The organism is Enhydrobacter sp. (genome assembly GCF_030246845.1).
In the GTDB taxonomy this organism is placed as follows: Bacteria; Pseudomonadota; Alphaproteobacteria; order Reyranellales; family Reyranellaceae; genus Reyranella.
This window is the reverse complement of the sequence record NZ_CP126889.1, coordinates 4277667-4301435: the sequence shown is the minus strand read 5'-3', so window position 1 is coordinate 4301435 and position 23769 is coordinate 4277667. Positions and strand designations below refer to the sequence as shown.

20 protein-coding genes are annotated in these 23769 nt (G+C 67.0%); 9 read left to right on the top strand and 11 right to left on the bottom strand.

From position 1 onward, the window contains the following. Positions 1-29 precede the first annotated feature (29 nt). A complete protein-coding gene (locus tag OJF58_RS21465) occupies positions 30-1514 on the top strand; it encodes a flippase (RefSeq protein WP_300779802.1) in 1485 nt (494 codons plus the stop codon). A 7-nt stretch (positions 1515-1521) separates the two neighbouring features. Here OJF58_RS21465 and OJF58_RS21460 read toward each other — a convergent pair whose 3' ends face one another. From OJF58_RS21460 to OJF58_RS21450, 3 genes are all read right to left on the bottom strand, one after another. Next, positions 1522-2820: a TRAP transporter large permease gene (locus OJF58_RS21460; protein WP_300779801.1), complete on the bottom strand. Its 1299-nt coding sequence runs from the start codon at positions 2818-2820 to the stop codon at positions 1522-1524. Then, positions 2817-3323, bottom strand: coding sequence for a TRAP transporter small permease (locus OJF58_RS21455; RefSeq protein ID WP_300779800.1), 507 nt, complete (start codon positions 3321-3323; stop codon positions 2817-2819). The genes OJF58_RS21460 and OJF58_RS21455 overlap by 4 nt, the downstream gene beginning before the upstream one ends. Positions 3324-3469: 146 nt before the next feature. After that, a complete protein-coding gene (locus OJF58_RS21450; protein WP_300779799.1) occupies positions 3470-4489 on the bottom strand; it encodes a TRAP transporter substrate-binding protein in 1020 nt (339 codons plus the stop codon). 81 nt (positions 4490-4570) lie between these two features. On the opposite strand from OJF58_RS21450, the gene OJF58_RS21445 reads away from it, so the two are divergent. Further along, positions 4571-5866, top strand: a complete 1296-nt coding sequence (locus OJF58_RS21445; protein WP_300779798.1) for a transcription antitermination factor NusB — start codon at positions 4571-4573, stop codon at positions 5864-5866. On the opposite strand, the gene OJF58_RS21440 is transcribed toward OJF58_RS21445, so the two are convergent. The 5 genes from OJF58_RS21440 to OJF58_RS21420 all read right to left on the bottom strand — a co-directional run bounded on the left by OJF58_RS21440 (position 5850) and on the right by OJF58_RS21420 (position 12596). Then, positions 5850-6758 (bottom strand): DMT family transporter, encoded by a 909-nt coding sequence (locus tag OJF58_RS21440; RefSeq protein ID WP_300779797.1) that lies wholly within the window; start codon positions 6756-6758, stop codon positions 5850-5852. The genes OJF58_RS21445 and OJF58_RS21440 overlap by 17 nt on opposite strands. A gap of 78 nt (positions 6759-6836) precedes the next feature. Beyond that, complete coding sequence (locus OJF58_RS21435; RefSeq protein ID WP_300779796.1) at positions 6837-7967, bottom strand: NADH:flavin oxidoreductase/NADH oxidase; 1131 nt, start codon at positions 7965-7967, stop codon at positions 6837-6839. Between the two features lie 23 nt (positions 7968-7990). Next, the gene (nudC, locus tag OJF58_RS21430; protein ID WP_300779795.1) at positions 7991-8923 is read right to left on the bottom strand and encodes an NAD(+) diphosphatase; all 933 of its coding nucleotides are present in this window, start codon (positions 8921-8923) and stop codon (positions 7991-7993) included. Between the two features lie 83 nt (positions 8924-9006). Beyond that, a complete protein-coding gene (locus OJF58_RS21425) occupies positions 9007-11934 on the bottom strand; it encodes an FAD-binding and (Fe-S)-binding domain-containing protein (RefSeq protein ID WP_300779794.1) in 2928 nt (975 codons plus the stop codon). Then, complete coding sequence (locus tag OJF58_RS21420; protein ID WP_300779793.1) at positions 11931-12596, bottom strand: GntR family transcriptional regulator; 666 nt, start codon at positions 12594-12596, stop codon at positions 11931-11933. Before OJF58_RS21420 ends, OJF58_RS21425 begins: the two co-directional genes overlap by 4 nt. Before the next feature lie 64 nt (positions 12597-12660). Between OJF58_RS21420 and OJF58_RS21415 the strand changes: the two genes are divergently transcribed. From OJF58_RS21415 to OJF58_RS21385, 7 genes are all read left to right on the top strand, one after another. Next, on the top strand, positions 12661-13857 hold the full coding sequence (locus OJF58_RS21415) for an aminotransferase class V-fold PLP-dependent enzyme (protein WP_300779792.1): 1197 nt from the start codon (positions 12661-12663) through the stop codon (positions 13855-13857). Between the two features lie 98 nt (positions 13858-13955). Then, positions 13956-15719, top strand: coding sequence for an iron ABC transporter permease (locus tag OJF58_RS21410; RefSeq protein ID WP_300779791.1), 1764 nt, complete (start codon positions 13956-13958; stop codon positions 15717-15719). A 28-nt stretch (positions 15720-15747) separates the two neighbouring features. Beyond that, positions 15748-16779, top strand: coding sequence for an extracellular solute-binding protein (locus OJF58_RS21405; protein WP_300779790.1), 1032 nt, complete (start codon positions 15748-15750; stop codon positions 16777-16779). Then, positions 16776-17879: an ABC transporter ATP-binding protein gene (locus tag OJF58_RS21400; RefSeq protein WP_300779789.1), complete on the top strand. Its 1104-nt coding sequence runs from the start codon at positions 16776-16778 to the stop codon at positions 17877-17879. The genes OJF58_RS21405 and OJF58_RS21400 overlap by 4 nt, the downstream gene beginning before the upstream one ends. Before the next feature lie 54 nt (positions 17880-17933). Further along, a complete protein-coding gene (locus OJF58_RS21395; RefSeq protein WP_300779788.1) occupies positions 17934-18437 on the top strand; it encodes a Gfo/Idh/MocA family oxidoreductase in 504 nt (167 codons plus the stop codon). Positions 18438-18458: 21 nt separating this feature from the next. Beyond that, positions 18459-18908, top strand: coding sequence for a hypothetical protein (locus OJF58_RS21390; RefSeq protein ID WP_300779787.1), 450 nt, complete (start codon positions 18459-18461; stop codon positions 18906-18908). 106 nt (positions 18909-19014) lie between these two features. Further along, the gene (locus tag OJF58_RS21385; RefSeq protein ID WP_300779786.1) at positions 19015-20496 is read left to right on the top strand and encodes a hypothetical protein; all 1482 of its coding nucleotides are present in this window, start codon (positions 19015-19017) and stop codon (positions 20494-20496) included. Positions 20497-20523: 27 nt separating this feature from the next. On the opposite strand, the gene OJF58_RS21380 is transcribed toward OJF58_RS21385, so the two are convergent. The 3 genes from OJF58_RS21380 to OJF58_RS21370 all read right to left on the bottom strand — a co-directional run bounded on the left by OJF58_RS21380 (position 20524) and on the right by OJF58_RS21370 (position 23649). Next, entirely contained in the window at positions 20524-21138 is a 615-nt protein-coding gene (locus tag OJF58_RS21380) for a TetR/AcrR family transcriptional regulator (protein WP_300779785.1), read from the bottom strand. Positions 21139-21140: 2 nt separating this feature from the next. Then, complete coding sequence (locus OJF58_RS21375) at positions 21141-22316, bottom strand: acyl-CoA dehydrogenase family protein (RefSeq protein WP_300779784.1); 1176 nt, start codon at positions 22314-22316, stop codon at positions 21141-21143. Between the two features lie 115 nt (positions 22317-22431). After that, the gene (locus OJF58_RS21370) at positions 22432-23649 is read right to left on the bottom strand and encodes a histidine kinase dimerization/phosphoacceptor domain -containing protein (protein WP_300779783.1); all 1218 of its coding nucleotides are present in this window, start codon (positions 23647-23649) and stop codon (positions 22432-22434) included. Positions 23650-23769: the final 120 nt, after the last annotated feature.

The window sequence follows — 23769 nt, the reverse complement described above, 5'->3', positions numbered from 1 at the left end:
ACGATGCCCGCCCCTTGCGCAGATGGAAGATGAACGCGATCAGCGAAGAGATTGACGCGACGGTCGAAGCGGAGGCCTCCCCTCACGTCGCGCCCGATCGGCGGCGCATAGCGACGAACTTCCTGACTCTGGCCGGAACGAGCGTCCTCGGCCTGCTCATCACCATCCTGGTCAACATCTACGTCCGCCGGGTGCTCGGGCCGACGCCGATCGGCCAGGTGAGCTGGACGCTCGCGGCCCTGAGCTATCTCGGCATCCTGGTCAATCCGGGTCTGACGACCGTCGGCCAGCGCGAGCTCGCGAGATCGCCGGCCCAGGCGCAGGACCTGCTTTCCCTGATCCTGACATTGCAGACGATCCTCGCGGTCGCGGTGTATGGCTTGGTGTTGGTCATCGCCGCGCTCGATTTCAGAGGGCCCGAGATCGACCTTCTGCTGGTCATCCAGGGCGTCAGCCTCTTCGTGACCGCGTGGAATGTCGGCTGGGTCCTGCAGGCGCACGAAAGGATGGTGGCCCCGAGCATCGCCAACCTCGTCTTCAATGCCCTGCAGCTCCCCGCTCTCCTGCTGTTCATCCACCGCCCGGGCGACGTCTATCTCTACGCGGCACTCTGCCTGCCCGCGCCACTGCTCGGCGCCGCGTTCAATTTCTGGTACGCCGCGCGCCGCGGCCTCATGCCGATGCGCCCGCGTCCGCGCCTCGCTGGTATGCGGTCGCTGCTTCGAGAGGCCTGGCCGCTCGCTCTGGCGCAGGGAGCGGTGCTGATCTACTTCAACAGCAGCACCCTTATCCTGGGCGTCACGCACGGTGACGAGACGGTCGGCCAATATGCCACCGCCTACCGGCTGATGATGGTCTCGTCGGTCGTGACCGCCGCGCTGTGGAACGCCTACTTTCCGGTCTTCTCACGCAGCCGCACGTCCGCCGAAGAGTCACGCAAGCTGTCGCGCGAGTATCTCGGCCTGCTGGCCTGGATGGGGCTGCCCATCGCGGCCCTTGGCTGGGCGGTCGGCCGGCATGTCGTGTCCCTCATGTACGGACCGTCGTTCGACGAAGCCGGTCCGCTGTTCGAGTGGCTCTGCGTCGGCATCGGCTTCCAGTTCCTGAACTACGGCATTTCCGCGAACTTCGTGCCGTGGGGCTATGGGAAGCTCCAGTTCAAGATCGTCGCCGCAGGGGCCATCGCCAATCTGGCGCTCAACGCCATCGCGATTCCGCGATTTGGTCCATGGGGCGCCGTGGCGATCACCCTGGCGACCGAGGCCCTCATCCTGGTCCTCGGGCTGATCGCCAGGAAAAAGGCCGCCATCTTCTGGCATCCGGTGCTGCCGATCGTGCTGCCGCCTATCCTGAGCTCGAGCGTCGTGGCGCTGGCGATCGCCGCCCTGCCGGCAGCACTCGACCGATATTGGTGGCTCGAGCTGCTCGTCGGCAGCATGGTCCTTGCCGGCTGCTTGTGGGCGTTCGAGCGCAAGGCCCTGGCCACGCTGCTGACGAAGCTGAGCCGTCGATGATGCGGTCCTACATGTGACCGGGCAGCCAGAGGGCGATGACTGGAAACACGATCAGGATGACGAGTCGCAGGATGTCGGTGGCGATGAAGGGCAGCACGCCCTTGAAGATCGACGAGAACGTGACGTCCTGGATCACGCTCTTGATCACGAACACGTTCATGCCCACCGGAGGATGGATCAGCCCCAGCTCGACGGTCATGACGATGATGACGCCGAACCAGATCGGGTCGAAGCCGAGATGCGTCACCACGGGGAAGATGATGGGCACGGTCAGGATGATCATGGCCATGGCGTCCATCAGGCAGCCCAGCAGCAGATACATCAGCATGATCAGGACCAGCACGCCGTAGCTGCCGATGCCGAGGCTGGTCAGGAACTCCGTCACCTTCTGCGGCACCTGGGTGATGGTGAGGAAGTAGCCGAACAGCAGCGCGCCGATCAGCACGGTGAAGACGGCCGCGGCGGTGCGTGTCGCCTGCAGCAGCGAGGCGCGGATCTCCGTCCGCCCCAGGCGCCGGCGCAGCACGCCGAGCAGAAACGCGCCGCCGGCTCCCACGCCGCCGGCCTCGGTCGGCGTGAAGACGCCGCCATAGAGGCCGCCGATCACGAACACGAACAGCACGAGCGGCGCCCAGACGTCGCGCAGGCCCGCCATCCTCTCCTTCCACGACGAGCGCGGCGCGATCGGCAGGAAGTCGGGCCTCACGCGACAGATCGTGCCGATGGTGAGGAGATACATCGACATGGCCAGCATGCCGGGCAGTATTCCGGCCATGAAGAGCTTGCCGATATCCTGCTGGGTGATGAGCCCGTAGACGGCGAGCACCGTCGAGGGCGGCAGCATGGCGCCGAGCGTGCCGCCCGCGGCGATCACGCCGGTCGCGAAGCTCTGCGGGTAGCCGTAGCGCCGCATTTCGGGATAGGCGACGGTCGAGAAGGTCGCCGCCGTCGCGACCGACGAGCCCGAGATCGCCGCGAAGCCGCCGCACGAGAGAATGGTCGCAAGCCCCAGGCCGCCGCGCCGATGGCCGATGAAGGTGTTGGCGGCGCGGAACAGCTCGCGGCTCACGCCGGAGTGCGACACGAACGCCCCCATCAGCAGGAACATGGGGATGACGCCGAACTGGTAGTCGGTGACGGTGCGCATCGAGGTGAGCCCGACCAGCTTCAGCGCCGGCCCGCCGCCGCTGAGATAGGCGTAGCCGCTCACGCCCACCAGCCCCATCGCCATGCCGACCGGCACGCGCAGCAGCATCAGCGCGAACAGGACGACGAAGCCCACGATGGCGACGGCGTCGGCGCTCATTCGACGGCCGAGCGGGTGTCGTGGATGTCTTCGGGATGGAACACCAGCTGGAAGGTGCGGATGGCAATCAGAACCACGGCCGAGACGTCGCCGATCCAGGCGACGGCGAAGAACGGCCAGGTCGGCAGGCGCAGATCGAAGGTCAGCACGTGGTCGACGTAGGTCGCATGCACCTTGTCGAACAGCGTGTAGGTCTGCACCGTCACCACGAACAGCAGCACCAGGGTCGCGAAGACGTCGATGATGCGCTTCCAGCGCGGATTGGCCTGCGCCCACACGAGATCGACCGTGATGTGCGTGCCGCGGTAGGACGTGGCGGCGATGCCCCAGAAGATCAGGATGCCGAGCAGCATGCGGCCGAAGTCGTAGGAATCGGGGATCTGCGCGCTGAAGAAGCGGCGCAGCATCACCGAGATGAAGATGTCGGCCGCGACCAGCCCCACGAACACCGCCGCGATCGCCTCGATCGTGTCGATGATGCGGTCCATCACGCTGCGCTTCACGGCGTACTCCCTTCCCTTGCCCTTTTTCCTCCGGACAAGGCTATCGCATGAGCGGTGTCATCCCGAACGCAGTGAGGGATCTTCGATCGGCACCGCAAAGGATCCTTCGCTACGCTCGGACGACACGAATGGCCGTTCGGGTCTGGTCAGAATCCCGCCTTGTACTGCGCGATCGAATCCTCGAGTGATTTGTAGATCGCGTTGGCGTCGCCGCCGGCCTTGGTGACGGCGTCGGCCCACTGCTTCTGCAGCGGCTGGACGGCCGTCTTCCAGGCCTTGAGCTGGTCGGGCGTGAGCTCGTAGACCTCGTGGCCTGCCGCCTTCTTCATCTTATCGCGGCCCGCCGCCTCGAAGTCGTGCCAGGGCGAGGAGAGCTTCACCGCCCACTCGGTGGTGCAGTGGTCGTCGATCACCTTCTTCTGCGCCGGCGACAGGGAATCGTACTTCGCCTTGTTCATCGAGTAAGTGAAGGTCGTCGTGTAGAGCGGCACGTCCATGTGGTACTTGGTGACCTTGTCCAGGCCGAACAGGAACATGGAGCCCCACGGGAAGAAGATCGCGTCGGCCACGCCGCGCTCCAGCACGTCGCGCGCCTCGGGCGCCGAGGCCTGCACGTTGGTGCCGCCCAGCATGGTCACCATCTGCGCGATCGTGCTCTGGGGCGGGCGGATCTTCATGCCCTTGATGTCCTCGGGCAGCACCACCTTCTTGCGGCCGTGATAGGCGCCCGGGTCGTGGATGAAGGCGAAGCATAGATGTGTGTCCTTCATCTCCTGCGGCGCGTACTTGCGATACCAGGCGTCGAGCGCCGCCGTCCCCTTCTTGGCGTCGGCGAACATGAAGGGAAGCTGGCCGGCCGCGATCACCGGGAAGCGGCCCGGCTGGTAGCCCGGGTTGACGTAGGTGATGTCGGCGATGCCGTCGCGCGCCATGTCGTAATGGTCGAACGCCTTGCCGAGCTGCTGCGATGGAAAGATCGTGCTCTTGATGGTGCCGCCCGACTGCTTCTCGATGTCGTCGGCCCAGGCCTTCGTCGCCGGCACCAGCGGATGGGCCGGCGGCAGCCAGATCGAGATCTTGAGGTTCACCGTCTTGTCCTGGGCGGCGGCCGGCAAGCCGGCAGCCGCGACCAGGCCGAGGGCCAAGGCGACGGTTGCTTTTCTCATTGGCCGTTTCCTCCTATTTGTTTGTACCGCCAACATACCGGGCCATGACAAGTGCGCCAACCGCGTTTATAGCGCGGGGCGATGGATGCCGCCCTCGCCTCCCGGCGCGTCACGCTCGAGGTCCTGATCGCCTGCCTGGACAAGGCCCAGCCGCTCGACGATGCGCTCGCCCGACACGAGGGGTTCACCGCGCTCGATCCTCGCGACCGGGCCTTCGTGCGCCTGCTGCTCGCCACCACGCTCAGGCGGCTGGGCGAGGTCGACGAGGTCCTGGGCAGCCTGATCGAGCGGCCGCTGGGAGGCGCGAATGCGCCGGCCCGTCACGTCCTGCGACTCGGCGCGGCCCAGCTCCTTTTCCTCGGCACACCCGCGCACGCCGCGGTCGATACCTCGGTCCGGCTGGTCGAAAGCCTGCGCCTGGCGCATCTCAAGGGACTGACCAACGCCGTGCTGCGCCGCGTGGCGCGCGAGGGCGTGGCGTTGCTGGGCGACCGCGATCCGGCGCGTCTCAACACGCCGCGCTGGCTGTGGGAGAGCTGGTCGGCGAGTTACGGCGAGCAAACGACCCGTGCCATCGCCGCCGCCCACCTGATCGAAGCACCGCTCGATCTCACGGCAAGGGCCGACGCCGCTTTCTGGGCCGGCCGCCTCGATGCGGAGGTGCTGCCCACGGGGACGATCCGGCGCGCGGCCGGCGGGATCGTTACCGATTTGCCGGGCTTCGCCGAAGGCGCGTGGTGGGTCCAGGACGCGGCGGCCGCCCTGCCCGCGCGGCTGCTGGGCGACATTGCAGGCAAGCGGGTCGCCGATCTTTGCGCCGCGCCGGGCGGCAAGACCTTGCAGCTTTGCGCTGCCGGGGCCAGCGTCGTGGCTGTCGACATCTCCGCCCGCCGCATCGCCCGGCTCGCCGACAATCTCGCCCGCGCCGGGTTGAAGGCCGAGCTGGTGACGGCGGACGCCGGCAAGTGGACGCCCGATGAGAGGTTCGACGCGCTGCTGATCGATGCGCCCTGCTCGGGCACCGGCACGCTGCGCCGCCATCCCGACATCGCCTGGCTCAAGGACCAGGAGGATGTCGGCCGCCTGACGCTCACCCAGGATCGCCTGCTGCTGCATGCGCCCGAGCTGGTGAAGCCCGGCGGCACGCTCGTCTACGCCGTATGCTCCCTGCAGGAGGACGAGGGGCCGGCACGGATCGACGCCCTGCTCGGGCGCTCGCCGCGGCTGAAACGCGTGCAGATCCGGCCGGAGGAGCTGCCGGGCCTCGCCGAGGCGATCACCCCGGCCGGCGACGTGCGCACCCTGCCCTCGATGTGGCCCGAGCGCGGCGGCCTCGACGGGTTCTATGTCGCGCGATTCGTCAGGATTTCGGCGTGAGCTTCGCGCGGTAGCGCACGCGCTCGCGGTAGCCGATATAAAGGCCGGAGGCGATGATCACGGCCGCCCCCATCCAGGTCCATATGTCCGGGCTTTCGTCGAACACGAGAAAGCCAAGCACCGCCGCGCCGATGAGCTGGGTGTAGTTGAAGGGCGAGACCACTGCCGCCGGCGCCTGGCTGTAGGCTATGGTCAGAAAGTAGTGGCCGGTGCCTGCCATCACGCCCATGCCGACGAACAGGACGACGTGCCAAAGCGAGGCCGGCATCACCCATTCGAACGGCATGAACGGGCTCGCCGCGACGGTGCCGACGATGGTGGCGACGGTCGCCGATGCATCGGGCCGCTCGGTCTGCCCGTAACGCCGCGAGAAGAGCTGGTAGAAGGCGCTGCAGACAGTGCTCGCGACCACCCAGAGAATATGCCAGTCGAAATCGGTGTGCCCTGGCCGGACGATGATGAGCGCACCGAGGAAACCCACGCCGACCGCCGCCCAGCGCCTCGGGCCGACCGGCTCGCCGAGCAGGCGCGTGGACAGCGCCGTCACGATCAGCGGGCTCGACAGCGAGATCGAGGCGGCCGTCGCCAGCGGCAGATAGACCACGCCGTGGAAATAGAAATACGACGAGAAGAAGAGCAGCAGCCCGCGCACCACCTGGGTATCGAGCCGGCGGATGGTGAACAGATCCTTGCCGTTGCGTGGCAGGAACATTGCCAGCATAAAGACGAAAGCGAAAATATAACGCGCCCAGATCACCTCGATCACCGGATAGCCGGAGGTCGAGAGCGTCTTCGACATCGCGTTCAGGATGGCGAAGCACGTCATCGCCACGACCGTGGAGACGATGGCGCGCAGGATGCGATCCGCCGGAGGCGGCGCCGGAACAGTCATTGCGCCTAAACTAACGCTCGCGGCCGCCGAGACAAGCCGACGCGATACGCATGCCGAACCGTGGCGATATCGACGTCCCTATTCCGCGGCGCGGGCGAGAGCGGGCTGCGGCTTGAAGGGAAGGATGGTCGTCGCCCGCACGGCCGGCAGAGGCAACGGCGGCGGCTCGACGCCCAGCGTCCGTGCCGCGTTCCAGGCCCAGCGTGGATCGAGCAGGAAGGCGCGGGCATGGGCGGTGCAGTCGGCCTCGCCAGAGGCCACGATATGCTCGGCCTGCTCCGGCTCGGTGATGACGCCGACCGCCCAGGTCTTGATGCCGGCTTCCTTGCGGATGCGCGCCGCGAAGGGCACGTGATAGCCCGGCGCAACGGCGATCTTCTGCGCCGGCGCGTTGCCGCCCGAGCTCACGTCGACGAAGTCGCAGCCGAGGGCCTTGAGCTGCCTCGCCGTCTCGATCGTGTCTTCGATAGTGAGCCCGCCATCGACCCAGTCCGTCGCCGAGAGCCGGATGCCGAGCGCCTTGTCGGCCGGTACGAGCTGCCGGCAGGCCTCGAAGACTTCCAACGGAAAGCGCCGGCGCTTCTCCATGCTGCCGCCATAGGCGTCCGTTCGATGGTTGCTGAGCGGCGACAGGAACTGGTGCAGGCAGTAGCCGTGGGCGCCGTGCAGCTCGATCAGGTCGAAGCCCAGCCGCAGGCTGCGCTTCGCCGCCGCGACGAAGGCCTCCTTCACGCGTTTCAGGCCGACCTCGTCGAGAGCAACCGGCGTGTGCCAGCCCCTGTCATAGGGGACCGCGGACGCAGAGACGGTCGTCCAGGGCAGATCCGGCGCGTCGGCACCGGTGAGCGGCCCTCCGCCTTTCCACGGACGCTGCGCCGACGCCTTGCGGCCTGCGTGGGCGAGCTGGATGCCGAGTTTCACATTGGGCATCCATCCTCGGATCCATTCGACGATCGGCCGCAGCGCCGCCTCGTTCTCGTCGCTGTAGAGACCGAGGCAGCCCCGGGTGATGCGGCCCTCCCGCTCGACATGCGTGGCCTCGAAGCAAAGGAGGCCGGCGCCCGACATCGACATCATGCCGTAGTGGACCTGATGCCAGCCCTGGGCGCTGCCGTCGACCGCCGAGTACTGGCACATCGGCGAGACGACGATGCGGTTGGGCAGCGTGACGCCGCCAAGGTCGATCGGCGTGAAAAGCTTGGCGGTCATCGACGCTCCCGACTTTTGATCCATCAGCCCGCGATCGACGGGCCGGCTTCGTGGCCCAGCCATTCCTCGATCAGCCGGCGGGCGATCGAGTCGCGCCGCGGCATGAAGAACGAGCCGTCCTTCGGCAGGTTCTCGGGCCGGAGTTCCTCGCGGCTCATCCAGCGCGCGCTGGCGAGCTCGTCCTGGTTGACCTCGATCTCGAGCGATTCGGCCTCGGCATGAAAGCCGATCATGACCGAGGCCGGGAACGGCCAGGGCTGAGAGGAGCGGTAGGTGACGTTGCGCACGCGCACCCTCACCTCTTCATAGACCTCGCGCGCGACGGCGTCCTCGAAGCTCTCGCCCGGCTCGACGAAGCCTGCGAGCGTGGAATGCATGCCGCGCGGGAACTGCTTGCCGCGCCCCAGCAGGCACTTGTCGCCGCGGTGCACCAGCATGATGACGGCGGGGTCGGTGCGCGGGAAATGCTCGGTCTTGCAGCTTTCGTTGGTGCAGACACGGACATGGCCGGCGCGCATCACCCTGGTCGGCGAGCCGCAGACGCCGCAGAAGCGATGGCGGCGGTGCCAGTAGGTCATGCCGCGGGCATAGGCCAGGATCGACCCCTCGCGCGCGAACAGGAGCGCGCCCACCTGCCGCAGGTCGACGAACTCGCCCAGCTCGGCGAGCGGCGTTTCCTTGCCGGTGACATCGACAGCGAAATAGGGTGTGCCCTCGACGTAGCCGAGAAAGATATGATGCTCGGCCGTGCTCGCCACGGCACGCGCCATCATGCCCTGCAGGAAGACGGCTTCCGGATTGCCAGCCGCCTTGCTGATCAGGTTCCGCTCGGTGTCGATCGGCACGAACCGCGCCACGCCCGAGGAAGCCAGCTCGATGATCCTCTCCTCGTTCTCGCGCTCGTGACTGGCGCGGTCGATTTCCGCGCTGGAATAAGGGTTTCGCGGTCTTTCCATGCGGCGCGGACCGTGCCACAGCAGCGTCCCGGCTGCAATCTCTCCTGCCTCTCCAGCACAAACAGCTGCGCGCAGGGAGGAGGCTATGGAGCCAAAGCCCTCTCCAGGACCTCGGCGACGTGCAGCGCATGCCGACGCGTGCCGTCGGCGATCTGGTGGCGGCAGGAGGTGCCGTCGGCGACGATGAGGGTGTCGGCAGCAGCGGCCCGGACGGCGGGCAGCAGGGAGAGCTCGGCCATGGCGATCGAGGTGTCGTAATGCTCGGCCTCGTAGCCGAAGCTGCCGGCCATGCCGCAGCAGCTCGACTCGATCGGCTTCACGGCGAGCTCGGGTATCAGCGCCAACACTTCCTGCACCGCACTCATCGCGCCGAAAGCCTTCTGGTGGCAATGGCCGTGCAGCAGGGCCGTCTTCTCGGGAAGTGCCTTCAGTGCAAGCGAGAGGCGACCGGCCGTCTTCTCGTGCGCCAGGAATTCCTCGAACAGGAAAGCGTTCGTTGCCGTCGCATTGGCCTGGTCGCCAAGCCCCAGTCCCAGGAACTCGTCGCGCATGGTGAAGAGGCAAGACGGCTCCAGCCCGACCACCGGTACGCCGCGCGCCACGAACGGGGACAGAGCCTCGAGAAGCCGCCGGGCTTCGTCGCGCGCCCTGTCGACCTGGCCGGTGGCGAGATAGGTGCGCCCGCAACAGAGCGCGCGGGAACCGAGCTCCGGCCAGGCGACCGCGACACGGTGCCCCGCCGCCTCCAGCACGCGCCGCGCCGCATGCAGGATCGCGGGCTCGAAATAGTTGGAGAAGGTATCGGCGAAGATCACGACCGTCGCGTCGACCGCATCGACATCGGTCGTCGCAAGGAACGTGTCGCGCCGCCATCTCGGCAGCGACCGCTGCCTCGCGAAGCCGAGCCAGGGTCCTGCAATTGCCGCGAGATTGAAGAGCGCCGGCAGGCGCCGCGCCCACGGCGCCATTGCCGGCAGATCGCCGATCAGCTTGTCGCGCAGGGAAAGCCCCTTGCTCGCCCGCCGCGCCGACTTCACCTCGATCTTCATGCGCGCCATGTCGACACCGGTCGGGCAGTCGCGCTTGCAGCCCTTGCAGCTCACGCAGAGATCGAGCGCCGCAGCCACGGCATCCGAGGTCAGCGCGTCGGGTCCGAGCTGCCCCGACAGCGCGAGCCGGAGTGTATTGGCGCGGCCGCGGGTCAGGTGAATCTCGTCGCGCGTCACCCGGAACGAGGGGCACATCGTGCCCGCGTCGAACTTCCGGCAGTGGCCGTTGTTGTTGCACATCTCGACGGCCTTGGCGAAGCCGCCGCTCGCATCGCCACCGCTGCCGGGGTTGGTCAGCGCCTCGGTGCGCGGGTCGTTCTGGACGTTCCAGGCCGACCAGTCGAGTGCAGGCCTGTAATCGATGTTCCGATAGTCCGGCTTGAAGCGGAACAGCGCGCGGTCGTCCATGCGCGGCGGCCGCACGATCTTGCCCGGGTTCAGGCGGTTCTCGGGATCGAACAGCGCCTTGATCGACTCGAAGGCCTTGGTGAGCCGGGGACCGAACTGCCACGCCACCCACTCCGAGCGCACCAGCCCGTCGCCGTGCTCGCCCGAATAGGCGCCTTTGTACTCGCGTACGAGGGCCGACGCCTCCTCGGCGATGGCGCGCATCTTCTCGGCACCGTCGCGGCGCATGTCGAGGATCGGCCGCACGTGCAACGTACCGACGCTGGCATGCGCGTACCAGGTGCCGCGCGTGCCGTGCTTTTCGAACACCTCGGTGAGGCGTTGCGTGTAGTCGGCCAGATGCTCGAGCGGCACGGCGCAGTCCTCGATGAAGGAGACCGGCTTCCCGTCGCCCTTCATCGACATCATGATGTTGAGGCCGGCCTTGCGCACTTCCCACAGTGCCGACTGCGGGCCAGGCTCGGGCATCTCGATGACGCTGCCCGGCAGGCCGAGATCGGCCATCAGCTCGACCAGGCGTCCGAGGTCGCGCAGTTGCGCCTCCCGCTCCTCCCCCGCGAACTCGACCAGCAGGATCGCTTCCGGCTGGCCGATCAGCGCCGCCTCGATCACGGGCCGGAACGCCGGATTGGCGCGGGCCAGCTCGATCATCGTGCGGTCGACCAGCTCGACGGCCGTGGGCTTGAGCGTCACGATGTGCTGGGCGCTCTCCATGGCCTTGTAGAAACTCGGGAAGTTCACGACGCCCAGCGTCTTGTGCTTCGGCAGCGGCGAGAGTCTCAGCGTCAGCCGTTCCGTGACCGCCAGCGTGCCCTCGCTGCCCACCAGGAGATGTGCGAGGTTCACGGAGTTGTCGGTCGTGTAGGGTCGCTCCGACTGCGGGAAGAAGATGTCGAGGTTGTAGCCGCCGACGCGCCGCAGCACTTTGGGATACTGGCGCGCGATCTCGTCCTGCTCGGCGAAGGCCAGTGCCGCCACCTTGTCGGCGATGGCGCGCACGGTGGGATGCATGTCCTCCGGCCGCCGTGAATCGAACCGCGCGCGCGTGCCGTCGGCCAGGATCGCATCGATTGCCGCGACGTTGTGCACCATGTTGCCGTAGCGAATCGAGCGGCTGCCGCAGGAATTGTTGCCGGCCATGCCGCCCAGGGTGCATTGGGCGGCGGTCGAAACGTCGACCGGATACCAGAGGCCGTGCGGCCTGAGCCAGGCGTTGAGCTGATCGAGCACGACGCCCGGCTGCACGACCACCTCGGCCCGCTCCTTGTCGAAGCCCACGACGTTGCGCATGTACTTCGAGAAGTCGACGACCAGCGCCTCGCCCACCGTCTGGCCGCACTGCGACGTGCCGGCGCCGCGTGGCAGGATCGCCGCTTTGGCATCCCGCGCCACATCGAGCGCCAGGGCGAGGTCGGTCTCGTCATGCGGCACGATGATGCCAATGGGCTCGATCTGATAGATCGAGGCGTCGGTCGAGTAGCGGCCGCGCGACGCGCGGTCGAACAGGACATCGCCCTTGACCGTGCGGCGCAGGGCTTGCTCGAGCGAGGTCATGCGGCGTCCATCGTTTCCAGCACCACCTGCAGCTTGGCCTTGAGATGCCGCACCAGGATACCGCGCAGCCGTGCGCCGTCGCGCGCCGCCAGCGCGTCGATCATATGGCGATGCTCGGCGACCGCCTGATCCCATTTGCCCCGCACGAGGTTGGAGCGGAAGCGCAGCGCGTGCAGGCGAATGTTCAAGGTGCGGAAGGTCTGGGTCAGGATCGGATTGCCGGCGATGGCGTTGATCCGGTCGTGGATGGCGCGGTTGATGCGGTAGTAGGTCGGCAGGTCGTGGCCGGCATGCGCCCTCTCCATCTCGGCTTGCAATGTCCGCAGCTCGACGAGGTCGCTGTCGGAGACGCGGTTCGCCGCGAGCTCCCCCGACAGCCCTTCGAGCGAAGCCATCACCTCGAAAGCGTGGCGCACATCCTCGGGCGACAGCGCCACGACCTGGGCGCCGCGATTGGGCAGTTGCACCAGGAGCCCGTCCGCCGCCAGCATGCGGAAGGCCTCGCGCAGCGGTGTACGCGAGACGCCCAGCCGTTGGCTCAGCTCACGTTCGTTGAGGCGCGCGCCAGGCGCCAGCTCGCCTTCGATGATGAGGGCGCGCAGCCGCTCCGCCGCCGCTTCAGGCAGGGTCAGCCGCGCGATCTGAAAGTTCGATCCGTCCATGGCTGGACTCAGTTTGGCATGTTGTATACAAAATGCAATCAGCACGTTGACGGAGGATCGACAGATGCGCCTGAACTCCCATCCCAGCGGACGGCATTTCCTGCAGATTCCGGGGCCGACCAACGTGCCAGACCGGATCCTGCGTGCGATGGATCATCCAACGATCGATCACCGCGGACCGGAGTTCAACGCGCTGGCCAAGAAAGTGTTGAGTGGAGCTCGACATATTTTCCAGACAAAACAGCCAGTTATAATATTTCCCTCATCTGGGACAGGAGCTTGGGAAGCGGCCCTCGTGAATACCCTCTCGCCCGGCGATGCGGTGCTGATGTGGGAGACCGGGCACTTCGCCTCCTTGTGGAAGAAGATGGCCGACAGGCTCGGGCTCAAGCCGGAATTCATGGGCGGCGATTGGCGCAAGCCAGCCGACCCGGTCGCCATCGGAGAGCGCCTGAAGGCCGATACGGGCCACACCATCAAGGCGGTCTGCATCGTCCACAACGAAACCTCGACCGGCGTGGTGAGCGATGTCAGCGCCGTCCGGCGGGCTATCGATCAGGCGAGACACCCTACCCTGCTGCTGGTCGACACGATCTCGTCCCTGGGCTCGATCGACTATCGCCACGATGCCTGGGGCGTCGATGTCACGGTCGCCGGCTCGCAGAAGGGCCTGATGCTGCCGCCCGGGCTCTCCTTCAACGCCGTCAGCGACAAGGCGATCGCCGCCTCCAAAGCGTCGAAGATGACCAAATCGTTCTGGGCCTGGGAAGAGATGCTGGCTGCCAATGCCAACGGTTGGTTCCCCTACACGCCCGCCACCAACCTTCTCTACGGCCTGAGCGAAGCCTGCGACATGCTGCTGGAGGAAGGGCTCGACGCAGTGTTCGCACGCCATGCCCGCCATGCCGAAGCGACGCGCACGGCGGTGAATGCGTGGAACCTCGAGATCCTGTGCGACGACCCCAGGGCCTATTCCGGCTCCCTGACGGCGATCCTGATGCCCGACGGCCATGATGCCGACGCGTTCCGCCGGGTGGCGCTGGAGAACTTCAACCTGTCGCTCGGCCAAGGCCTCACCAAGGTTGCCGGCAAGGTCTTTCGCATCGGCCATCTCGGCGACTTCAACGACCTGATGCTGATGGCCACGCTCTCCGGTGTCGAGATGGCGCTGGGTCTCGCCAAGGTGCCGCACAAGCCCGGCGGCGTTCAGGCCGCCCTCACCTATTTGCGCGACACTGCACCCGGCGCAAGGAACGGCTGACGAAACACGCGTAGCGCCGCAACAGGCGATAGGCTACGGTGCACAGCCAATGAAGCGCCGCGGGCATCGGTCCGCAGAAGATCGGGAGGATTGATCGTTTGACGGCAACGAATGCTGCCGCCTTGCCTGCGACCGGAAGCCTCGAACGTCCGACCCGCCGGCTGGCTGCGCCGCTCTGGGTCGGCGCGCTGCTGATCGTTCTGACGTTCCTGGTGATCTATCCGCTGGCGATGCTGGTGTTCGGCGCGCTGAGCGATTCGAATCCCGTGGTCGACGGCTTCGGTGCGTTCCATCCCTCGATCGCCCGCTTCCTGGAGGTGCTGGGCAACGAGAACGTCCATCTCGCCTTCTTCAACGCGCTGGTCGCGTGCGGCGGCGGCACGGCGCTCGCGGTGCTGATCGGACTCTTCTTTTCCTGGATCGTCGTGCGCACCGACACGCCGGGAAGACGGTTCATCGCCGGCGCCAGCATGGTCCCGCTGTTCGTTCCGCCGCTGGTGGCGGGCGTCGCCTGGAGCATCCTCGGCTCGCCCAAGACCGGCCTGCTGAACATCGTGCTGAAGTGGATCGGAGTCGATTTCCGCTTCGACTTCTATTCGATGTCGGGGCTGATCCTGGTCTTCGGCATCTACTACGCCCCCTACGTCTACATGTTCACCTCGTCGGCGCTGCGCAACATGGATCCGAGCCTCGAGGAGGCTTCCGAGGTGGCGGGCGCCTCGGCCTTCACGACGCTTTTCACCGTCACCTTTCCGCTGATCGCGCCGGCGATCCTGGCCGGCACGCTGCTCTCCTTCGTGGTGATGCTTGGCATCTACGGCGTGCCTGCGGCGCTCGGCGCGCCGGCCAATATCAACGTGCTCACCACCTACATCTTCAAGCTCACCGCCTGGAGCCCGCCGCTCTACAACACCGCCGCGGCGGTCGCGATCCTCCTGATGGTCGTCACCGCCATCATGGTCTGGGCGCAGCAGAAGGTGCTGAGCGGCAAGAGCTTCGCCACCGTCGCCGGCAAGGCCTTCCGGCCACGCAGCCTCGGCCTCGGACCCTGGCGCTGGTTCACCTTCGGCCTCGCCCTCGTCTATCTGTTCGTCGTGGTGGTGCTGCCGACGATCGCGCTGGTGATCGCCGCCTTCCGCAAGTTCTTGTTCTTCAAGAACTTCGACGCGCTGTTCGACGCCAAGGCCTACAGCCTCGCGCACTTCAACGCGGTGTTCGACAATCCGCTCACCATGCTGTCGATCTGGAACACGCTGAAGGTCGGCGTGATCACGGCGCTGGTCGGCGGCGCGCTGGCCTTCGCCATCGGCTACACGGTGAACCGCACCCACGTGCCGGGGCGGAAGCTGATCGACCTCCTGGCTACCGTGCCCGTGGCCATCCCCGGCCTGGTCGTGGGCGTCGCCTATCTCTGGGCCTGGATCGGTCTCCCCGGCGGGCTTTACGGCACGATCTGGATCCTGGCGCTCGCCTTCGTCGCCCGCTTCATGCCGGATACGGTGAAGGCACTCTCCACCTCGTTCCTGCAGATCCACAAGGAGCTCGAGGAGGCGGCCTGGATCTGCGGCCGCGGGCTTCTGGGAACGATCGGCACCATCGTGCTGCCGCTGGCGCGACCGGGCGTCGTCGCCTCGATGACGCTCCTGTTCGTGCTGGCGATCCGCGAGCTCGGCTCGTCGCTCTTTCTCTACACCAGCGACACGACCGTGATGGCCGTGCTGCTGCTCGACTACTACGAAGGCGGCAATACCGGCAAGACGGCCGCCTTCAGCCTGGTGCAGACCGTGATTCTCGCGGTGCTGCTCGGGCTCACCAACTGGCTTTCACGCGGCTCGGCGCAAGGCAGCGCGCGCGTCGGCTGAACGGACGACAACAGGAGGAAGTATCGTCATGAAGCGTAGAACGATGATCACCGGCGCGGCCGGTCTAGCCGCGACGAGCTTCGCCGGCCTGCCGGCATGGGCCGACGACACGTTCGGATCCAAGGAGCTGATCGACGCGGCCGAGAAGGAGGGCGGCCTCACCTACTACACGGCGAACTTCGCCGAGACGGAGCAGGAGGTCATCAAGGCCTTCAACAAGCGCTTCCCCAAGATCAAGGTGGCGATGGTGCGTGCGCCGGGCGGCCAGCTCATCACGCGCATCAAGACCGAGGCGGCCGCCGGCAAGCTCGCGGCCGACGTCATCAACCATTCCGATCGCGGCCTGATGCTGGAGCTCGCCGATCTTTTCCAGGACTACACGCCGCCCAACGCCGCGGACTACCGTCCGGACGCGCTCGTCTCGCCGAAGCTGTGGCCGGGCGTCACGCTCGGCTGGGCGATCGCTTACAACACGCAGCTCGTGAAGACCGCGCCGAAGACCTGGATGGATCTCCTGAAGCCCGAATACAAGGACAAGCAGATCGGCCAGGTCGTCGGCCCGTCGGGCGGCACCACCTGGACCCGCATCATGTTCGAGCGCCAGGTGCTGGGCGAGGACTACTGGAAAAAGCAGGCCGCGCTCGGCATCGCCCTCTACCCGTCGGGAGCGCCGACCTCCGATGCGCTGGTGCGCGGCGAGGTTTCGATCGCGCCGCTGCTCTACAACATCATCTACACCAAGATCGTCGAAGGCGCGCCCGCCGAGACGGTGTTCGCGCCCGAAGGCGTGCCGATCATCCCCTACGCCGACGGCATTCCCAAGACTTCCAAGAGCCCGAACGCCGCCAAGCTGTTCATGAACTGGCGACTGTCGCGGGAGGGCCAGACCTTCCAGATCGAGAAACTCGGCAACATTACCTCCATGAAAGAGCCGCCGGCCTTCCCGAAGGGTTGGGATCCCAAGACGGTCAAGGTCTGGGTGCCGAAGTTCGACGAGTTCGAGAAGCTGCGCGCGGCGTGGCTGGAGGACTGGAACAAGACCTACGGATATCGCCAGTGAGCGCCGCCCTCAGCATCGAGGATCTCAGCAAGCGCTTCGGCGTGGGCCGGCCGGCCGTCGACGGCGTCAGCTTCGACGTGCCGGCGGGCGAGATCGTCGTGCTGCTGGGTCCCTCCGGCTGCGGCAAGACCACGACCCTGCGCTGCGTCGCCGGGCTCGAGCATCCCACGGGCGGCCGCATCTCGATCGGCAATCGCGTCGTCTCCGAGCCGGAGCGCGGGCTGCTCGTCAGCCCGCGCGAGCGCGACATCGGCATGGTGTTCCAGTCCTATGCGGTCTGGCCCCACATGACCGTGCGCCAGAACGTGGCCTATCCGCTGAAACACCGCCGCAAGAACGGCGGCGGCGACATCAACGCCAAGGTGAACGACACGCTCGAACTGGTCGGCCTCGCCGACTATGCCGACCGGCCGGTCGTCTCGCTGTCCGGCGGCCAGATGCAGCGCGTCGCGCTCGCCCGCAGCCTGGTCTACCGGCCGCAACTGCTGCTGCTCGACGAGCCGCTTTCCAATCTCGACGCCAAGCTGCGCCTGCGCCTGCGCGACGAGCTGCGGCGCATCCTGAAGCAGACCGGCATGACCGGGCTCTACGTCACCCACGACCAGGCCGAGGCCGTCGTGCTGGGCGACCGCATCGGCGTGATGCGCGACGGCCATCTGCTGCAGATGGCGCCACCCGGCGAGATCTACAACCGGCCGGCCGACGCCTTCGTCGCCAACTTCACCGGCGCCTCGAACGTGCTGCGGGGACAGGTGCTGGCGCGCAGCGGCGAGACGGCGACCATCGATCTCGGCCCGGCTGGCCGCATCGAGGCCTGGACGCCACAGCCGCTATCGGCGGGCGACAAGGCGCGCATCGCGCTCCGGGCGGAGAACATCCGCCTCGGCGAGCGCGCCGAGCGCAACGTCTTCTCGGCCCGCGTGCTCGAACGCCGCTACCAGGGCACGCAGACCGTCTATGACCTGGAGGTCGGCGGCCAGCGGCTCGAAGCCCTGGAGCTCGGCACGGCGGCACGGCACGACTCCAACGCCGAGATCCCGCTCACCCTGCCGCCCGAGATGTGCTGGGCCTATCGCGACGAAGGCCAGGGCCTGGATTAGACGCCCGTCGGTTTGTGATACGCTCCGCGAGAATCGCAGGGAGCGACAGACGAATTGCGAAAAGTTCGCCTGGGCATCCTGGGCGCCGGTGCAATGGGTGCAACGCATGCGGCGGCCTATACCACCATGACCGATGTCGAGGTCGTCGGCATTTTTTCACGCGATGTCGAGAAAGCCCGGGAAGTCGCCGCCCTCGGCAATGTCAGGGCCGTCACCGGCGCTCGGGCGCTGATCGAGGACGGCGAGGTCGACGCCATCGACATCTGCCTGCCGTCGGCACTCCATCCGCAGTTCGCGATCGCCGCACTCGATCATGGCAAGCATGTCTTCTGCGAGACGCCGATGGCCCTCACGATGGACCAGGCCGAAGCCATGAGGGATGCGGCGCGCAGGTCCGGCCGCCTGCTCCAGGTCGGGCCGCTCATGCGGTCGATCGGTGCCTACCGGCATCTCGGGACGGCCGTGGAGACGGGCACGCATGGGCGGCTGCTCAGCCTGTCGACCTGGCGATTGGGCTCCTACCTCAGGCCTGCCGCGCCCGATCACAAGAACCACTAGGGCGATCCGACGACAGAGTTGATGACCTTCGACTTCGACGTCTCGAACTGGCTGATGGGCCGGCCGGCCCGGCTCGCAGCCGCCGGCGGCGGCGAGATCGTCGCGCTTCTGAGCTACAGTGACGGACGGAGCGCCACGATCGCCGCCAGCGGGCTGATGCCGATCGGCGCGCCGTTCCGGGTCGGCTTTCGCGCGCTGTTCGAGGAGGCGGCGCTCGAGCTTGAAACCGTGTTCGCTGAAGGCCCGCCACGCAACACCTTCACGATTGCCGAGGGCGGAAGCGCCCCTCGACCGATCGTGCTACCGGCGGTCAATCCCTACGAAGCCGAGTTGCGGCGTTTCGTCGATTGCATTCGCGCCAAGGCCGATCCGGCGCTGCTCGGTGCCGAGCACGCGCTTGCCGCGCTCGGCCTGTCGCTGGCCACGCAGCGCGCCCTGGCGACCGGCGAGGCGGTCAGCTTCATCGGCTAAGCTCTCCGCAGAAACGAAGCGTCGGCGGTGGCGCGGCAGCAGCGCACGCGCTTGACCGGGGCTGCATGCCCTCTCCATAAGGAGCCGCAGCAATAGGGGACCGCCGATGAGCTTCACCTCGAAGGTATTCGAGACCCGCACCGTCAGGATGGCCGACCGCGAGGAAACCATCGTGGCCGGCGGCCGCCACCTGTTCCCGCTTCTGCCCAAGGCCTTCGAGGGCATCCGCCAGATCGGCGTCATTGGCTGGTCCTCGCAAGGCCCGGCGCAGGCGCAGAACCTGCGCGAGTCTCTCGAAGGCTCCGGCATCCGGGTGAAGGTTGGCCTGCGCGAGGGGTCGTCGTCGATGAGGCAAGCCGCCGCCGTCGGCTTCACCAAGGAGAGCGGTACGCTGGGCGAGATGTACGATGTGATCCGCCAGAGCGATATGTCGCTGCTGCTGATCTCCGACGCCGCCTTCGCCGAGAACTACAAGAAGATCTTTGCCGCCTTCCGCCCGGGCACGACGCTCGGCCTCAGCCATGGCTTTCTTCTCTCCCACCTGCAGGCGCAGGGCGAGGACTTCCCCAAGGGCATCAACGTGATCGCCGTCTGCCCCAAAGGCATGGGCCCGTCGGTGCGGCGGCTCTACGAACAGGGCCGCGAGGTCAACGGCGCCGGCATCAATGCAAGCTTCGCCGTGCAGCAGGACGTCAACGGCAAGGCCACCGACTACGCCCTCGCCTGGTCGGTCGCGCTGGGCTCGCCCTACACCTTCGAGACGACACTCGAATCGGAGTACAAGTCCGACATCTTCGGCGAGCGCGGCATCCTGCTCGGCGCCGTGCATGGCATCGCCGAGAGCCTCTATGCGCGCTATGTCGGCCAGGGCATGGCAAAGGACGATGCTTACCTGAACACTTCGGAGTCGATCACCGGGCCGATCAGCAAGACCATATCGCGCTCTGGCCTCAAGGCCGTCTACGAGCAGCTCGACGACCAGGAGAAGGCGGCCTTCCGCCGGGCCTTCAACGCCGCCTACCATCCCTGCCGCGAGATCCTGGAGGAGATCTACGACGACGTTGCCTCGGGCAATGAAGTGCGGAGCGTCATCCAGGCCACCCGCCGCCACGGCACCTACCCGATGGGCAGGATCGACGGCACCGACATGTGGGTGGTCGGCGAGAAGGTGCGCGCCAACCGCGAACGCAACTATGCGCCGATCAATCCGGATACGGCCGGCGTCTATCTCGCCTGCATGATGGCCCAAGTCGACCTCCTGAAGGACCGCGGCCATCCCTATTCGGAGATCGCCAACGAATCGATCATCGAGGCCGTCGATTCGCTCAATCCCTACATGGACTACAAGGGCGTCTCCTACATGGTCGACAACTGCTCGACCACCGCGCGGCTGGGCGCGCGCAAGTGGGCATCCCGGTTCGACTATATTCTCAAGCAGCAAGCCTTCACCGCGATCGACGAGAACGGGGCGACCGACGGCACCCCGTTCGACAAGTTCATGGCCAGCAACATCCACGAGGTGCTGAAGGTCTGTGCCGAGCTGCGCCCCTCGGTGGACATCTCCGTGGTGCCGCAGCGGAGCTCCTGAAACGACCCGGATCCGCCGGGCAATCGGCTACCTGCGGAGGAACGAAGCCTCGGCGAGATCGAACAGCTCCGTGCCCCGGGCGACGAGATCGTAGGGCTGGCGATAGAGCAGCCAGACCGCCGTGAGCTGGCACAGGCCACCCAGCAGCAGCGACATGGCGAGATAGGGATCGAGGTCCCTGCGGTACTCGCCGGCGGCGACGGCACGGCGGATCAGCTCGACATAGTGCAGGCCGTAGCGGTCCACGGCCTTGCGGATCCGGCCCTGCCCGACCATGACGCTGGGCCAGATCTCGAGGAAGAAGACGCGGCCCCAGTCCGGATTGTCGCGGATGTATTCGAGGTTCGTGAGATAAGTGACGCGAAGCCGGCGGCGGCCGCCGGCGCCGCTGCCCGCAACGCCCGCCGTGAGCCGCTCGTAGAGCGCGAGATAGCTGGCCTCGGGCACGGCCGCCACGAGGTCCTGCTTGTCCTTGAAATAGTCGTAGAGGCTCGGCAGCGGCACGCGGGCGAGCCTGGCCACGTCGGTGAGCGATGTCCGGGCAATGCCGCGGCGGCCGAACAGCCGAGTCGCCGCCGACACGATCCGCTCGCGCCGGTCGCGGCTGCGCTGCTGGGCGAGCTTCAGCCGGGACGGGCTCACGATCAGCGCGCCGCGTTGCGCCGGTCAGCCGCGCGGAAGAGGTCGCGGGCCACGATGCGGCGCATCATCTCGGAGCTGCCGTCGAGGATCCTCACCACGCGCGTCTCGCGCCAGATGCGCTCGACCGGCAGCTCCCTGGAATAGCCCGCGCCGCCGAAGATCTGCAGCGCCGCATCGGCCACGCGCTGAACCATGTCGGCCCCGATCAGCTTGGAGGTCGCCGCCGCCCGCGTGCGCTCGCCTGGTCCGTTCTGGTCGTAGCGCCAGGCCGCCTCATAGGCCACCAGCCGCGCCGCATGCAGCGCCGCCGCCATGTCGGCCAGCATCCATTCGATGCCCTGATGCTCGCGCAGACGGCGACCGAAGGTCTCGCGGGCCGAGGCGCGCTCGACGGCGAGATCGAGCAGCCGCTGCGCGGCGCCCACGCAATAGGCTCCCCAATGGGTACGGCCGGCGTCGAGACAGCGCATGGCGAGGGCGAAACCCGTCCCTTCCTCGCCCAGCCGATTGCCCGCCGGGACGCGGCAGCCGTCGAGGATCAGTTCGGCATGGGCCGAGCCGCGGCCGGCCGCCATCTCGATCGTGCGGCCGATCTGCAGGCCGGGCGTGCCCGCCTCGACCAGGAAAGCGGCGATGCCCTTGGCGCCCAATGCCGGATCGCCCGTGGCGAACACGGTAAAGAGGCCCGCCACCGGTGCGTTGGTGATGTAGGTCTTGGCGCCTTCCAGCACGTAGTCACCGGTCGCGTCTCGGCGCGCCGTCGTTCTGATGGCCGCAGCATCGGAGCCCGCCTCCTGCTCGGTCAGCGCGAAGGCCGCGATGGTGCGGCCGGAGGCCAGCTCGGGCAGCCAGCGCCGTTTCAACGCCTCGCTGCCGGCAAGCTCGACCGGCTTGGAGCCGATATGCACGTTGACGCCACTCAGGAAGTAGAAGGCGACATGCGCCTTGGCGAGCTCCTCGATGGCAAGACAGCTTCCCAGCATGGAGAGGCCGAGCCCGCCATATTCCCTCGGCGTGTTGGTGCCGAACAGCCCCAGGCGCCGCAGTCCCTCCAGCGCCCGTTCGGGAACTCGGCCGGTGGCCTCGACCTCGGCATCGAGCGGCTGCAGCTCTTCCTGCACGAACTGCCGCACGCGCTCCTGGAAGCGCACGAGGTCGGCCGGCAGCGCAAAATCCATGAGAGGATCCTCAATAAGTCGAATGTTCTTCGAAAATCGTTGTACGCTACGTTCGCCGAGTCAAGCGGCGGCGTCTCGGATGGATTGCCGGCCTGTCGGAGTTGAGCCGCGCGACCTAACGCGCCGGCGCGGGTCGGGGAAGGCTGACCACGAACTCGACACCGGGGTTGCGGTCGCGGATCTGCAGGGTGCCCTTCAACTGCTGCACGAAGGACGTAACAATGCGCATGCCGAGCCCCTTTGGCCTGGCAAGGTCGAAACCCGGGGGCAGCCCGTCGCCCCGGTCGCGCACGGAGATGGTGAGCGCGCTATCGCCGTTCTCGGTTAGGGAGACCCAGATCTCGCCGCCCGTCCGTCCCTTGTAGGCGTACTTCGCCGCGTTGGTGATCAGCTCGTTCACGATCATGGCGACCGATATCGCCCGGTCGGCCGGAATCTCGATGCCGTGGCACGCCTCGATATGGATGACGCAATGGGCGACGCTCGCATCCAGATCCTTGCCGATGGTCTCGATGTACTTGCCGAGATCCATGCGTTCGACATTGCCGCCATGGATCAGCCGATCGTGCGCCTTCGCCACCGCCGATACCCGGTGCGCCGCTTCCTCGAGATGAGCCGTGAGGGTCGCATCGCCGACGTCGCTGGCCTGCAGATGGAGCAGGCTCGACACGATCATCAGGCTGTTCTTCACCCGGTGGCTCATCTCCTTCAGGAGCACCTGGTGACGCTCCAGCGCCGCCTCGAGACTTTGCTGGTGGCGCTCGCGCTCGATCGCCATGCCCAGGATGTTCGCGGCACCCTGCAGGAAGGCGAGATCCTGCTCGACGAACTTCTCGTCCGACCGGCTGTCGACCTCGAGCACGCCGAACGGTCGGCCGTCGCCCTGCAGGATGACGTTCATCGCCCGATGGATGCCGTGCTGGCGCAGGATCTCGGGCGTCCTGAAGCGTTCCTCGTTCTCGAGATGATTGGAGATCACCGGCTTGCCGGTGCGCAGGGCAAAGCCCGCCGGCGATTCGAGGTCGGCGCCGATCGTGGCCTGGCCGACGACGCCCTCCTGCCAGCCCACGCCAGCGCGGACCAGGAACCGGTTCTCGGCCGGCATATACTCCAGCACCTTGCTGAACTGCGCCCTCAGGCCCTCGGCCGCAAGGCGGGCAGTCTCGGTGAGCAGCTTGTCGAGGCTTGCGCCATGCAGGGCGACCACGCCCAGCTCAGCCAGTATCTCCTGCTGCTGGATACGCTGCTTCAGGGCGCGCAGCGTGACGTTCGGGTCGTCTCCTGCCGGGTTGGGCTCGACGACCGGCGAATCGCCATCATGGGAAGGACACATGGACAGGACCTAGCCGTTCCCCCCGACCGCCACAAGCGCGCTCATTGCGGGGGAAATCGCGCCGCTATTCGTCCCGATTCGGCCCCGATCTGGCCCTTGCGCCGGCCGCCCCGACTCCTG